This window comes from Staphylococcus succinus (assembly GCF_029024945.1).
Taxonomy (GTDB): Bacteria; Bacillota; Bacilli; order Staphylococcales; family Staphylococcaceae; genus Staphylococcus; species Staphylococcus succinus.
In genome coordinates this window covers 902600-915347 of sequence record NZ_CP118976.1, presented here as the reverse complement: position 1 = coordinate 915347, position 12748 = coordinate 902600, and the positions used below count along the sequence as shown (strand labels likewise).

12 protein-coding genes are annotated in these 12748 nt (G+C 33.2%); 7 read left to right on the top strand and 5 right to left on the bottom strand.

The genetic code is table 11. The annotated features are described in order from the left end of the window. Window positions 1-164: 164 nt before the first annotated feature. The gene (locus PYW31_RS04260; RefSeq protein WP_226956541.1) at window positions 165-263 is read right to left on the bottom strand and encodes a Trp-rich small protein; all 99 of its coding nucleotides are present in this window, start codon (window positions 261-263) and stop codon (window positions 165-167) included. Between the two features lie 194 nt (window positions 264-457). On the opposite strand from PYW31_RS04260, the gene PYW31_RS04255 reads away from it, so the two are divergent. Next, complete coding sequence (locus tag PYW31_RS04255; protein WP_046837557.1) at window positions 458-1747, top strand: aminotransferase class I/II-fold pyridoxal phosphate-dependent enzyme; 1290 nt, start codon at window positions 458-460, stop codon at window positions 1745-1747. A gap of 76 nt (window positions 1748-1823) precedes the next feature. Here PYW31_RS04255 and PYW31_RS04250 read toward each other — a convergent pair whose 3' ends face one another. From PYW31_RS04250 to groES, 3 genes are all read right to left on the bottom strand, one after another. After that, window positions 1824-2291 (bottom strand): DinB family protein, encoded by a 468-nt coding sequence (locus tag PYW31_RS04250; protein ID WP_046837556.1) that lies wholly within the window; start codon window positions 2289-2291, stop codon window positions 1824-1826. 265 nt (window positions 2292-2556) lie between these two features. Beyond that, a complete protein-coding gene (gene groL / locus PYW31_RS04245) occupies window positions 2557-4182 on the bottom strand; it encodes a chaperonin GroEL (protein ID WP_046837555.1) in 1626 nt (541 codons plus the stop codon). Between the two features lie 53 nt (window positions 4183-4235). Continuing rightward, the gene (groES, locus tag PYW31_RS04240; RefSeq protein WP_046837554.1) at window positions 4236-4523 is read right to left on the bottom strand and encodes a co-chaperone GroES; all 288 of its coding nucleotides are present in this window, start codon (window positions 4521-4523) and stop codon (window positions 4236-4238) included. A gap of 177 nt (window positions 4524-4700) precedes the next feature. Between groES and mroQ the strand changes: the two genes are divergently transcribed. Next, window positions 4701-5444, top strand: a complete 744-nt coding sequence (gene mroQ, locus PYW31_RS04235) for an intramembrane glutamic endopeptidase MroQ (protein ID WP_046837553.1) — start codon at window positions 4701-4703, stop codon at window positions 5442-5444. A 97-nt stretch (window positions 5445-5541) separates the two neighbouring features. On the opposite strand, the gene PYW31_RS04230 is transcribed toward mroQ, so the two are convergent. Continuing rightward, window positions 5542-7941 carry an SdrH family protein gene (locus tag PYW31_RS04230; protein WP_063410333.1) on the bottom strand — a complete coding sequence of 800 codons (2400 nt, stop codon included), beginning with the start codon at window positions 7939-7941 and terminating at the stop codon, window positions 5542-5544. A 190-nt stretch (window positions 7942-8131) separates the two neighbouring features. Between PYW31_RS04230 and PYW31_RS04225 the strand changes: the two genes are divergently transcribed. The 5 genes from PYW31_RS04225 to agrC all read left to right on the top strand — a co-directional run bounded on the left by PYW31_RS04225 (window position 8132) and on the right by agrC (window position 12743). Continuing rightward, the gene (locus tag PYW31_RS04225; protein WP_046838137.1) at window positions 8132-8761 is read left to right on the top strand and encodes a nitroreductase family protein; all 630 of its coding nucleotides are present in this window, start codon (window positions 8132-8134) and stop codon (window positions 8759-8761) included. A 187-nt stretch (window positions 8762-8948) separates the two neighbouring features. Continuing rightward, complete coding sequence (locus PYW31_RS04220) at window positions 8949-9734, top strand: carbon-nitrogen family hydrolase (RefSeq protein WP_046838136.1); 786 nt, start codon at window positions 8949-8951, stop codon at window positions 9732-9734. A gap of 978 nt (window positions 9735-10712) precedes the next feature. Beyond that, a complete protein-coding gene (locus PYW31_RS04215; RefSeq protein WP_046838135.1) occupies window positions 10713-11288 on the top strand; it encodes an accessory gene regulator AgrB in 576 nt (191 codons plus the stop codon). Continuing rightward, window positions 11285-11422 carry a cyclic lactone autoinducer peptide AgrD gene (gene agrD, locus PYW31_RS04210; protein WP_046838134.1) on the top strand — a complete coding sequence of 46 codons (138 nt, stop codon included), beginning with the start codon at window positions 11285-11287 and terminating at the stop codon, window positions 11420-11422. Before PYW31_RS04215 ends, agrD begins: the two co-directional genes overlap by 4 nt. A gap of 25 nt (window positions 11423-11447) precedes the next feature. Next, window positions 11448-12743: a quorum-sensing sensor histidine kinase AgrC gene (gene agrC, locus PYW31_RS04205; RefSeq protein ID WP_046838133.1), complete on the top strand. Its 1296-nt coding sequence runs from the start codon at window positions 11448-11450 to the stop codon at window positions 12741-12743. Window positions 12744-12748 lie beyond the last annotated feature (5 nt).

Genomic DNA, 12748 nt, shown 5'->3' with positions numbered 1-12748 from the left:
AAGTGATGGTATGACTATCTCCTCTCAATTTCTATTTAATACAATAAAATATTATGTTTGCAGACTTTTATTTTTGATGATAAAATTATTTATGTATCCACGGATTATACTACACAACCCCAAGTCTGCGTCATCAGACTTGGGGTTTTTTTGTGTAAGGCCACCTATTTGTCTTTCCATTTTATTTCTAACCAAACACGGAATACCACAAGTAAGCTACCTGTCACCAAAGTTGTAATCATTTCTTGCCACCACGTATTCATACTACACCTCCCACAGAAAAAAGTACCATGTAGGGATTGGATGGCCTGTTTATATTCTAACATAAAACAGAACGTATGTTCGGTAAAAATATTCATTTTTTACAAATTCACTTTAAAATACAGCCAAGACTTTAAATTTAATCAATTTAGAGATAATATAAGTATATCAATAAGTAAAGAGAGGCTGACCAACTATGAATCCATTAGCTTTAGATTTAAATGAACAGTTATCTAAATCAAATCCAGAGGTTGCAGATATGCTATCAGATCTTGGCAAATTAATGTACTATCCAAAAGGTATATTATCTCAATCTGCAGAAGCAAAATCTACACAATATAATGCAACAATTGGTATGGCAACTTACAGTGATAGTAAGATGTATGCCAATACTTTAAATGATATGTTTAACCATTTAGAGCCTGACGATATCTTCCCTTATGCACCACCACAAGGTATTGAACCCCTGCGCGATTTATGGCAACAAAAAATGCTAAAAGAAAATCCAGATTTAGATAAAAAAGATATGACTAGACCTATTCTTACAAATGCTTTAACTCATGGTTTATCATTAGTTGGCGATATGTTCGTTGATAGTGGTGATACATTATTATTACCTACTCATAACTGGGGTAATTACAAACTTGTTTATAGTACTAGACATAATGCTGAAATCGAAACATACGATATTTTTGATGAAGAAGGTCACTTTACGACTGAAGCATTAGTCAATACTTTAGAAAATTATAAAAAAGATAAAGTTATCTTAATATTAAACTATCCAAATAATCCTACGGGTTATACACCTACTCAAGATGAAGTTACAACAATTGTTAATGCTATTAAATCACTTGCAGAACGTGGTACAAACGTAATTGCATTAGTCGATGATGCTTATTATGGCTTATTCTATGAAGATGTATATACACAGTCTTTATTTACGGCTTTAACAAACTTACACTTAGACAATATCTTGCCTATCCGTTTAGATGGTGCAACTAAAGAATTTTTTGCTTGGGGATTACGCGTAGGTTTCATCACTTTCGGCGTAAACAATGAAATAACAAAACAAGTGCTAGAAGCCAAAGTCAAAGGTATGATTCGTAGTAATATTTCAAGCGGGCCTATGCCTTCTCAAAGCGCAGTAAAATATGTATTAGAACATAGTGAAACATTTAATAAAGAAATCCAACAAAATATAGACACATTACAAGCAAGATATGAAGTAACAAAAGCTGTCGTTTATGATGATAAATATGCACAGTTTTGGCAGCCCTATGACTTCAATTCAGGTTATTTCATGGCTTTACAAGTTAAAGATGTAGATCCAGAACAATTACGTAAACACCTCATTGATCAATACTCTATTGGGATTATCGCACTTAATGCTACAGATATACGTATTGCCTTTAGTTGTGTAGAAAAAGACGATATTCCACATGTCTTTGATACTATTGCCAAAGCTATTGCAGATTTACAAAATTAATTACTATATTTTACTTTATGCACAAATAAAAGAGATGGATCGCCTAAATTCAGGTGACCCATCTCTTTTATTTTTATTATTGTTGTTGTCTTAACAAACGTGACATTTCTTCTATTTTACCAGCATGTATAGGAATATGAATGGCATTTAAAACCAATAGTTCATCTAATGTACTACAACCAGCTATAGTTTCTGTAAGTTCTGCTTCTAACTGCTGATCAGTTAATTTTCTTGCACGTTCACCTAATGTTTTAAGGTGAGTAAATATTTCGTCAACACTCGGAATATCTGCATCTCCCCACTTATCTGGAGACGAACCATAACCAAATAGTTTTGTATATTTTGCTACATCCACTTCATTTTGTTCGCATAATGATAGAACTGTTTCAAATATTGTTAAAACGTGACCATATTGCCAATGGATCGTATTTGGAAAAGCGTCTATTTTATCATCAAGTACTTGTTCATTATTCCAGTTGTCGTATCCCGTAATAATATAATTTATACCTGAATCGATAACCTCATAAACTGATTTATTTGTCATAATTTAGCTCCCTTTCGTTTTCAAAGTTTAAAACGATTCACATCACAGCATCTATGTAGCAAAGACTATTCCATCTCTACCCTATATTAATATTTATTATTCACTTATTGATATACTTATTTTTTAATAAATTAGATATAAATTTCTTTTGAATATGAAAACGTTATAAAACCATCAAGTAAGCTCCTCACTATATTTAATATAGCGAGGAGCTTACCATAATGAAATATTAATAATTGTTCTATGTTTGGTTTGTGACGTAAAATTACATCATCCCTGGCATACCGCCCATGCCACCTGCTTGTGCCTCGTTGTTAGTTTCTTCTGGAATGCGAGCTACAACTGCTTCAGTTGTTAAGAACATTGCGGCAACGCTTGCTGCATGTTGTAATGAAGAACGCGTAACTTTAGTAGGATCAACAATTCCTGCTTCTAACATATTGCCCCACTCATTTGTAGCGGCATTGAAACCAACGTTAACTTCTGCATTTTTAAGTCTTTCAACAATGATAGATCCTTCCAGACCAGCATTTTCAGCAATTTGGCGAACAGGTGCTTCTAATGCTTTTAATACGATATTAATACCTGTAGCAACATCGCCTTCAGCATCGATTTGTGCAACCTTGTCGTAAATATTCATAAGTGCTGTACCACCGCCGGCAACAATACCTTCTTCAACTGCTGCTCTAGTAGAATTCAAAGCATCTTCAATACGTAATTTACGTTCTTTCAATTCTGTTTCGCTCGCTGCACCAACTTTAATTACTGCAACACCACCAGCGAGTTTCGCTAAACGTTCTTGTAATTTTTCTTTATCGAATTCAGAATCAGTCTCTTCAATTTGTGATTTGATTTGACTCACACGTGCATCAATACTATTTTGGTCACCATTACCATCTACAATTGTTGTATTATCTTTAGTAATTTCAGCTTTATTTGAAGTACCTAACATATCAATTGTTGCATCTTTTAACTCTAATCCTAAGTCATCAGTAATAACTTGTGCACCAGTTAAGATGGCTAAATCTTCTAACATTGCCTTACGACGATCTCCAAATCCAGGTGCCTTAACAGCAACTGCTGTAAATGTACCACGCATACGGTTAAGCACGATGTTAGTAAGTGCATCTCCTTCTACATCATCTGCAACAATTAAGATCGGTCTACTTGCTTGAACAACTTGTTCTAATAATGGAAGAATGTCTTGGAAAGAAGAAATTTTCTTATCAGTAATTAAAATATATGGTCTTTCAAGTTCAGCTACCATTTTATCTGAATCTGTGACCATGTATGGTGACTGATAACCACGATCAAATTGCATACCTTCAACGACTTCTAATTCAGTATTAAATCCACTAGATTCTTCAATTGTAATGACACCATCGTTGCCAACTTTTTCCATCGCTTCTGAAATGTATTTACCAATTTCTTCATCCGCTGCAGAAATTGCGCCAACTTGTGCGATTTCATTTTTATTATCAACTTTTTGAGAAATTTCATGTAATGCATCGATTGCTACGTCTACAGCTTTATCAATACCTTGACGTAATCCTACTGGGTTTGCGCCACTCGTTACGTTTTTCAAGCCTTCTTGAATCATAGCTTGAGCAAGAACGGTAGCTGTTGTAGTACCATCGCCAGCAATTTCATTTGTTTTATTTGCAACTTCTTGAACTAGTTTGGCACCCATATTTTCATAAGGGTCTTCTAATTCGATTTCTTTTGCAATAGTAACACCATCGTTTGTAATAAGTGGTGACGTATACTCTTTATCTAATACAACATTACGTCCTTTTGGTCCAATTGTTACCTTCACGGCGTTAGCTAATTTATCAACACCTCTTAACATGGATTGACGTGCGTCTTCGGAAAATTTTAAATCTTTTGCCATATTATTTTTACCTCCATCATGTTCGTATTATTATATGTTTATTTTAAATTTTATTATGCTTCAATAACTGCTAATATATCGTCATCATTAACGATTAAGTATGTTTCGTCTCCACGTTTAACTTCTGTACCAGCAAACTGTTGGAATACTACTTTGTCGCCTTCTTTTACTTCAGGAGCAATTCGAGAACCATCTTCTAGAGTACGACCTGCACCTACTGCAATTATAGTACCTTCGTTAGATTTTTCTTTAGCGCTATCCGTTAAAACGATACCACTTTTTGTTGTTTGCTCTTGTTCTGTTTTCTGAATAACTACTCGACTACCTAATGGCTTTAACATTGAATGTTCCTCCTTAAAATAGTAAATCTTTTAGCACTTAAAGATTGTGAGTGCTAATCTACTTTCTATAATAATCAAATTTGGTCAATATTTCAAGTTAAAACTATTGAACTAAATTTTGTGTACCGAGCAGTTTTACGATAAAATAAATTATAATCTAATTTTTGGAGGTTCATTATGTCTCGTATATGGGTGTCCATTTTGACATTAATTATTTACGGACTTGCACAATTTGGTGTTGCTTTCATACAAATGGCAGGTTTATTTAACAATTTTACTGGCAAAGAGCTTCTCTTTGCTAATATTTACGCGCAAGTAGCATTATTTATTATTGCAGCAGTTATCATTATTATTATAAATAATTTCATAGCTAATCCTACACGTTTAGAACAACAACCCAAAGAGAAAAAACGGTATGTTATTCTTTGGGCAATTATAGGTTATGTTATCGTAATGATTTACCAAGTTGTTGCTGGCGTAATCAACATGTACGTATTTGGTGCGCCTAATAAAAGTCCTAACACTGAAAGATTAATGAAGGTAGCAAATGAAATACCTATATTTATTATTTTAATTTCAATTGTTGGACCTATTTTAGAGGAATTTGTCTTTAGGAAGGTAATCTTCGGAGAATTATATAATATTATGAAGGGGAATAAAACTTTACGTTTCCTTGTAGCTGCAATTGTAAGTTCAATTATCTTTAGCGCTGCTCATGGTGATCCTTCATTCTTCATGATTTACTTTGGTATGGGCTTCATCTTTGCTGCTTTATATACCTATACTAAGCGAATCTGGGTTCCAATCCTTGTACATATAATGCAAAATGGGTTTGTAGTTATTATACAAGTCTTCCTTGGACCTGAAAAAATAAAAGAGCTACAAGAATCAGCTTCTTTTATTCTTCATTTCCTTTATTAATATGGATATGGATAGACTATAAAAGGCAGTGCTCATTAGTAAATGAGCACTGCCTTTTTATTATTTTAGATGATTCTTCAATCCAAATTTAGTATTACTACTTTTTATTTTTACGATGTACAAAATAACCAACAACCATACCTATAAATATCATAATCATTGCTGTCATTAGCGCAAATAAGGTTCTCTCAAATTTTATATCAATGGTATCTGAGGCTTCTTTTTCTTTTGTATGGGTCATCTCTTCATTGCTACTAGAATGATATTCGTATTTACCAGTTAAAGCTTTACCTTCTGGTTTTTTCAAATCCGGCATCGTTCCAATATCTCCTGTAATTAATGCTAAAACTTGTTTATCTAAGTTCTTATAATAGTCACTAGACTTTAAAGGATTAAAATATTGGAACTTAAAATAATTCGTATCTTTTTGTAACTTATTTAAATAAGAATTATCAGCAAAATCTTGTTTTCTTAAAATCGCTGAAATATCTTTATCTGATACTTTGTCTACATTATTATTTAACTGCCTTACTTGATTTAATACAAATGGATTATATTTAAAAGACCCTACTGACATTTGATTAAATCTACTAATCAATTGTCCATCATCTGAGTCCTCGTTCTTTTCTTCATCATTTACAGCTAAATCACTATAAGTGATATTATCCTCATTATTCCCTGAAACATATTGCGTGGATGCATTACTATGTTCATTGCTACTAAGATTTTGGTCATTCTCATTGTTATCAATAGTTTGAGACGATTTTGTCTTTTCTGTAGTGTTTGACTCATGAGTAGCACTTTCACTTGGTTTAATAGTTGTTAATGAATTTGAAGACCCCATTGACTTATTAGACTTGGATGATTCTATTGGATTGGCTAGTATACTACTGCTTGTGTTGGTAGGTTCGGTAGCATGCCCTCCTGTATTACTTTTACTATCATCTGATTGATTTAGCTCTGTCGGATTATTTGGGGCGCTATTGTTTTGATTTGTACTACCTGATGATGTAGTTTTATTTGAATCATCGGGTTGTGAAGTGTCTCCTACCCCATCATCGCTCGGGTTATCTGGTTGCGTTGGCTCTCCTGTTCCGCCATCACTTGGTTTATCTGGTTCTGTTGGTTTCTCGGTTCCATCACTGTTGTCTTGACCCGTATCATCGGGTTGTGAAGTGTCTCCTGTTCCATCATCGCTCGGGTTATCTGGCTCCGTTGGTTCCTCGGTTCCATCACTGTTGTTTTGATCCGTATCATCGGGCTTTGAAGTGTCTCCTGCTCCATCATCGCTCGGTTTATCTGGTTGTGTTGGCTCTCCTGTTCCGCCATCACTTGGTTTATCTGGTTCTGTTGGTTTCTCGGTTCCATCACTGTTGTCTTGACCCGTATCATCGGGTTGTGAAGTGTCTCCTGTTCCATCATCGCTCGGTTTATCTGGCTCCGTTGGTTCCTCGGTTCCATCACTGTTGTTTTGATCCGTATCATCGGGCTTTGAAGTGTCTCCTGCTCCATCATCGCTCGGTTTATCTGGTTGTGTTGGTTCCTCGGTTCCATCACTGTTATCTTGATCCGTATCATCGGGCTTTGAAGTGTCTCCTGCTCCATCATCACTCGGGTTATCTGGCTCCGTTGGTTCCTCGGCTCCATCGCTATTATCTTGATTCGTGTCATCGGGCTTTGAAGTGTCTCCTGCTCCATCATCACTCGGGTTATCTGGCTCCGTTGGTTCCTCGGCTCCATCGCTATTATCTTGATTCGTGTCATCGGGCTTTGAAGTGTCTCCTGTTCCGCCATCACTCGGATTATCTGGTTCTGTTGGTTTCTCAGTTCCGTCGCTATTGTCTTGATCCGTATCGTCGGGCTTTGAAGTGTCTCCTGTTCCATCATCACTCGGATTATCTGGTTCTGTTGGCTCCTCGGTTCCGCCATCACTTGGTTTATCTGGTTCTGTTGGTTTCTCGGTTCCATCACTGTTGTCTTGATTCGTATCATCGGGTTGTGAAGTGTCTCCTGCTCCATCATCGCTTGGATTATCTGGTTGCGTTGGCTCCTCAGTTCCATCGCTATTGTCTTGATCCGTATCATCGGGTTGTGAAGTGTCTCCTGCTCCATCATCGCTTCGATTATCTGGTTGCGTTGGTTCCTCGGTTCCATCGCTGTTATCTTGATCCGTATCATTAGATTGTGAGGTATCTGTTATATTTTTCGTTTTATCACTACCACTCACTGCAGATACCACTTGAGCTGGATCTTCAACCAATCTTGGATGATTTATCCCTGAGCTATTCACTTTTTGTTGCATATCTTGGTTAGTATCATCATTCAATATATTTGAAGTCTCTTGATTATCATTTATTTCGCTATTAGTCCTTGAATTATTTTGCAGCTGATTATCCAATTGCTCACCTGCAGCATGTGTTGGTTTGGATACTAAGGTTGCACTTAAAGCAAATGCAAAGCTGGAAACTATCAATTTATGTGAAATATAATTTTTCATACACTCACCTCCTAAAAGAATTTTTCACTATCATAACTTAGTATATTAGAAATCGTAGTTTTTTTCATTAAAAGTAAGGTTTTGAAAGATAATATTAACCTTTTTGAAATTTTATGTAAAACCCTATTTACAAACTCGAATATAATTATTATACTTGATATATAAATTAGATTAAGAAGGAGTTTTCACAATGGGACTTTTTAGTAAAAATACAAGTAGCTTAACTACTTTTCAAAATGCAATAGAATCAAGACGTACAATCTATAGCTTAGATCAAGATATTTCAATTTCTGACAATGAGGTAGAAAGCATTATAGAGCATGCAATCAAACACGTACCGTCTTCATTTAACTCTCAATCAACAAGAATCGTATTGTTATTAAATGATAACCATAATAAATTTTGGAACATTGCTAAAGATGAACTGAAAAAAGTTATGGGCGATGACCGTGATTTCCAACCTACTTCTGATAAAATTGATAACTTCAAACATTCACACGGCACAATCCTCTACTTTGAAGATCAAGAAGTAATTGAAGGTTTACAGAATCAAATGCCTAATTATGCTGAGAATTTTGCTATTTGGTCAAGCCAAACAAATGCAATGCACCAATTTGCAATTTGGACTGCTTTGAGTACTGAAGGCGTAGGGGCATCATTACAACACTATAATCCATTAGTTGACGCAGCTGTAACTGAAACTTTCGAAATTCCTAACACATGGAAATTAGTAGCACAAATGCCTTTCGGGAATATTCGTGAAGAAGCTGGCGATAAAGAATTTCATGATGTAAGCAAACGCTTTTTAGTTAGAAAATAATTAATATAGCTAAATAATCATTTATAAATCAAAATAAAACTGTCGATAATGACCCTTTCATTATCGACAGTTTTATTATTTGTTACTTATGATTGAATTGAACTATTTAAAAAATCTTATATTAATTTTGAATTATACATTTATATCTAGTATATTTGTCCTAACACTAAGCTAAGGGGCGATAGAGATGAATATAGAAATATTTCAATTTAAAGTTGAACCAGCCAATGTTTCTTTAAATGAAGAAACAATTACAAATTGGTTTGCAGAATATGTCACGTCAGAAACAGATATCGTAGTCTTACCAGAAATGTGGAACAATGGTTATGCCCTACCCCAATTAAAAGAATTATCAGATAATCAATTATCAAGAAGTTTTGAATTTATTTCCAAACTCGCTATCCAATATAAAGTCGATGTCATTGCAGGATCTGTATCAAATAATTTAAAAGGCGATATTTATAACACTGCTTTTGCAGTATCAAGAAATGGTTATTTGATCAATAGCTATAATAAAGTCCACCTTGTACCAATGCTCAATGAACCTAGTTATTTATCTGCTGGAAATGCTGTGCCCGAAGCATTCACCTTATCTAATGGAGCAAAAGTAACACAAATTATATGTTACGACCTCCGCTTTCCCGAATTACTACGCTATCCCGCTAGAAAGGAAGCACAAATTGTGTTTTACGTTGCTCAATGGCCTGAAGTAAGAGTAGATCATTGGATCGCCCTTTTAAAAGCACGTGCAATTGAAAATGATATATATGTTGTAGCTTGTAATGGTTGTGGCGATGATGGAAAGACTCAATATGCAGGACATTCTCTTGTAATTAATCCAAATGGTGAAATTATTGCACAATTAAAAGATAAACCTGACCATTTATCATGTTCATTAGATTTAGATGAAGTCACAGCACAACGTGAAGCAATACCTGTCTTTAAAAACTTAAGACCACATTTATATAAATAATAGCATAATAAAAACCGTGAGCTTGGGAGGGGCTCACGGTTTTTGTAACTTATTATTAAGGGAATGTTTTACAGTTATTTCTCTATCTATTTTTGGGGATGTTATTAATTATGAAAAAAATTTAGTGAATTTACCGATTATAATGATAAATTGAATGATGTTTACGATAGCTTACATGTTAATACTTTAAATTGTCTCTGTTATAGACAATGTTAAAATGTTATTTGACTTGAGACTGGGAAGGGTCTACAAATCTAAATAGTATCCGCTTTGAGATTGGGAATGTTCTTCAAATGCGAATAATTAAAATGATTCTTGATTCGAGACTGGGAAAGGTCTACAAATCCAAGTAATTAAATGAAACTCGATTAGAGACTGGGAAAGGTCTGCAAATCTGAATAATTAAAATGATTCTCGATTCGAGACTGGGAAGGTCTACAAATCTGAAATAAATACAAGTCGATAGGAGAATTGGGAATATTCTACAAATCAAACAAGTTTGCTTAATAAATTAAGCACTTATGTACTTGTTAGTACTATTTTACAAAACCACTAATTGCTGCTGGAATGTCATTTGTCACTACATCAGCCTCCTCTGTTTGTATTCAAAGAATTGAAAAACGAGAACTAATTTGTAACTATAACAACTATACGAAGAAAGTAGAGCTACAATATTAGTTAATTAATTAGGCCCCTGCTCTTAAGCCTAATTAACATCATCATTCAAACAAAAGTTATTAGATGATTTGTAAAATGTTTATCACTTCTTTGTGATACAAGTACATTAAACCATGTATTTTACGTACTTCGTTAAAAATTCCTTAACTTGTAATATTTTATTCTTAACTGTACAAAAATATATGTTAAAATTGAACAGATATAGATTTTCAACAGTTAGGAACACAAAATATACAGTTACGCAATAAGACGCCTAAAACTTAATTAAAATTGTATAATACGCATAAGGAGAGAAACGCAATGTCAAAGTTAATTGATAATAAAATTGATAAGTTTTCAAAATACTTACAACAGCGCAATAACTTAGAACACATTGAATATTTAAAGATGCGTTTGGGAATGCAAGTAGTTGTCAGTAACTTTTTTAAAGCATTAGTAACATATGGCGTTTCAATCCTATGCCATCTCTTTCTTTATACACTGACTGTACATTTATCATATTTTTTCATTAGACTATATGCACATGGAGCTCATGCAAAATCTTCATTACTATGTCATATGCAAAATTTATTATTTTTTGTTTTATTACCTTGGCTTTTAGGGTATATGAACGTGTCTAGTCTGTTTATGTATTCATTAGCAATCATTGGCTTTGTTGTTTTAGTAATTTATGCACCAGCAGAAACAAAAAAACAACCAATTCCAATAAGATTGAAAAAAAGAAAAAAATCCAAAACAATTGTCGTAACTTTATTATTATTAATTATTTCAGTTTTTTTCAAAGATTCTTACCAACAATTAATACTTTTGGGTATTGTATTAATTGCAGGAACTCAACTACCTATATTTTTCCCTAAGGAGGATGTTAAATCATGAATATTTTTGAATCTATTTTAAACTTATTTGCTAAATTTTTCTCAGTACTAGGTGTGATTGCAGGAGCAAAACCTTGCGGTGGTTTTTTTGATGAGCCTGAAGTACCATCAGAAATAACTAAATTGTACGAATAATGTTTCTTTAGAAAGTGTGTGGAAAATGGCAATCTTAAACTCAATAATTTTAACGTTATTTCAAGCAATAATTTTATTTGTCATCATAAAAATATTAAATAATATTAACTACAATTTCAGGGATTATATTTCTATTTTAGGGATTATAATCCCTTCTACTATTGTTTTTTACTTTTTCAATACTAAAGCTATGATCGTTTTATTGATAGGTTCAGCAATATTTATATATTTTAAGAACAAAGTTATTGGTCTTGTTTCTATTTTAATTATTTTCTTCATTTTATATATAGCAAATTTTTTATCAATCTGGTTAGCTGCAATGATTTATGATTATATAGAAACTAGTTTGATTTTTAATATATTATATTTAATTATTTTTGCTATAATAACTTTATTTTTTTCATTTATAGCCAGATTTTTCATGAATCAGCTATTAAGATCTGATTTATCATTAAATAAAATTTATTTAAGTATTGTTGGTACTTTACTTTTGATAGCCTTGTTATTACTTTATTCTTATGTTCCTAATAAAATAATGTCCTTTGCTGATATTAAATTTGTAGTTGTAATGTATGCTGTTTTCATAATTACGATTGCTATACTCATTATTACTATCTCTTTTAGTATTATTCGACAAATTCAGTACAAGCGTAATATGCAGGAAATTGAAAATTATTATAAATATACTCTACAAATAGAAAATATTAATAATGAGATGCGTAAGTTCCGTCATGATTATGTGAACATACTATCTACTATGTCTGAATTCATTAGGGAAAGTGATATGGACGGTTTAAAAAAATATTTCAACGAAGAAATTTTACCTATGCAAGATAGTATGCAAATGAACACTATAAAAATTAACGGTATTGAAAACCTAAAAGTCCGTGAAATCAAGGGTCTATTAACAACAAAGATATTACAAGCGCAAGAAAAAAGTATTAGAATTAGTATAGAAGTGCCAGAACCTATAGAGAGAATTGATATGCCTATTATTAATTTAAGCAGAGTCATTGGCATCGTACTTGATAATGCAATAGAAGCTTCCGAAAAAATAGAAGACGATCCACTTATTCGTATTGCTTTCATTAAAGACAATGATGATTCAGTAATGTTTATTGTGATGAATAAATGTGAACCGAATATGCCACGTATCCACACACTCTTTCAAGAGAATTTCTCTACAAAAGGTAAAAATCGTGGTCTAGGGTTATCTACTTTAAAAGAGTTGACTGATGCCACATCTAATGTTTTATTAGATACAACCATTGATAATGACTACTTTATTCAAAAAGTAGAAATTTTAAATTCTGACTCATAAGGATG

Excerpts from the sequence above, each read along its gene's own strand:
- PYW31_RS04260 (WP_226956541.1), bottom strand. The coding sequence starts at position 263 with ATGAATACGTGGTGGCAAGAAATGATTACAACTTTGGTGACAGGTAGC.
- PYW31_RS04255 (WP_046837557.1), top strand. The coding sequence starts at position 458 with ATGAATCCATTAGCTTTAGATTTAAATGAACAGTTATCTAAATCAAAT.
- PYW31_RS04250 (WP_046837556.1), bottom strand. The coding sequence starts at position 2,291 with ATGACAAATAAATCAGTTTATGAGGTTATCGATTCAGGTATAAATTAT.
- groL (WP_046837555.1), bottom strand. The coding sequence starts at position 4,182 with ATGGCAAAAGATTTAAAATTTTCCGAAGACGCACGTCAATCCATGTTA.
- groES (WP_046837554.1), bottom strand. The coding sequence starts at position 4,523 with ATGTTAAAGCCATTAGGTAGTCGAGTAGTTATTCAGAAAACAGAACAA.
- mroQ (WP_046837553.1), top strand. The coding sequence starts at position 4,701 with ATGTCTCGTATATGGGTGTCCATTTTGACATTAATTATTTACGGACTT.
- PYW31_RS04230 (WP_063410333.1), bottom strand. The coding sequence starts at position 7,941 with ATGAAAAATTATATTTCACATAAATTGATAGTTTCCAGCTTTGCATTT.
- PYW31_RS04225 (WP_046838137.1), top strand. The coding sequence starts at position 8,132 with ATGGGACTTTTTAGTAAAAATACAAGTAGCTTAACTACTTTTCAAAAT.
- PYW31_RS04220 (WP_046838136.1), top strand. The coding sequence starts at position 8,949 with ATGAATATAGAAATATTTCAATTTAAAGTTGAACCAGCCAATGTTTCT.
- PYW31_RS04215 (WP_046838135.1), top strand. The coding sequence starts at position 10,713 with ATGTCAAAGTTAATTGATAATAAAATTGATAAGTTTTCAAAATACTTA.
- agrD (WP_046838134.1), top strand. The coding sequence starts at position 11,285 with ATGAATATTTTTGAATCTATTTTAAACTTATTTGCTAAATTTTTCTCA.
- agrC (WP_046838133.1), top strand. The coding sequence starts at position 11,448 with ATGGCAATCTTAAACTCAATAATTTTAACGTTATTTCAAGCAATAATT.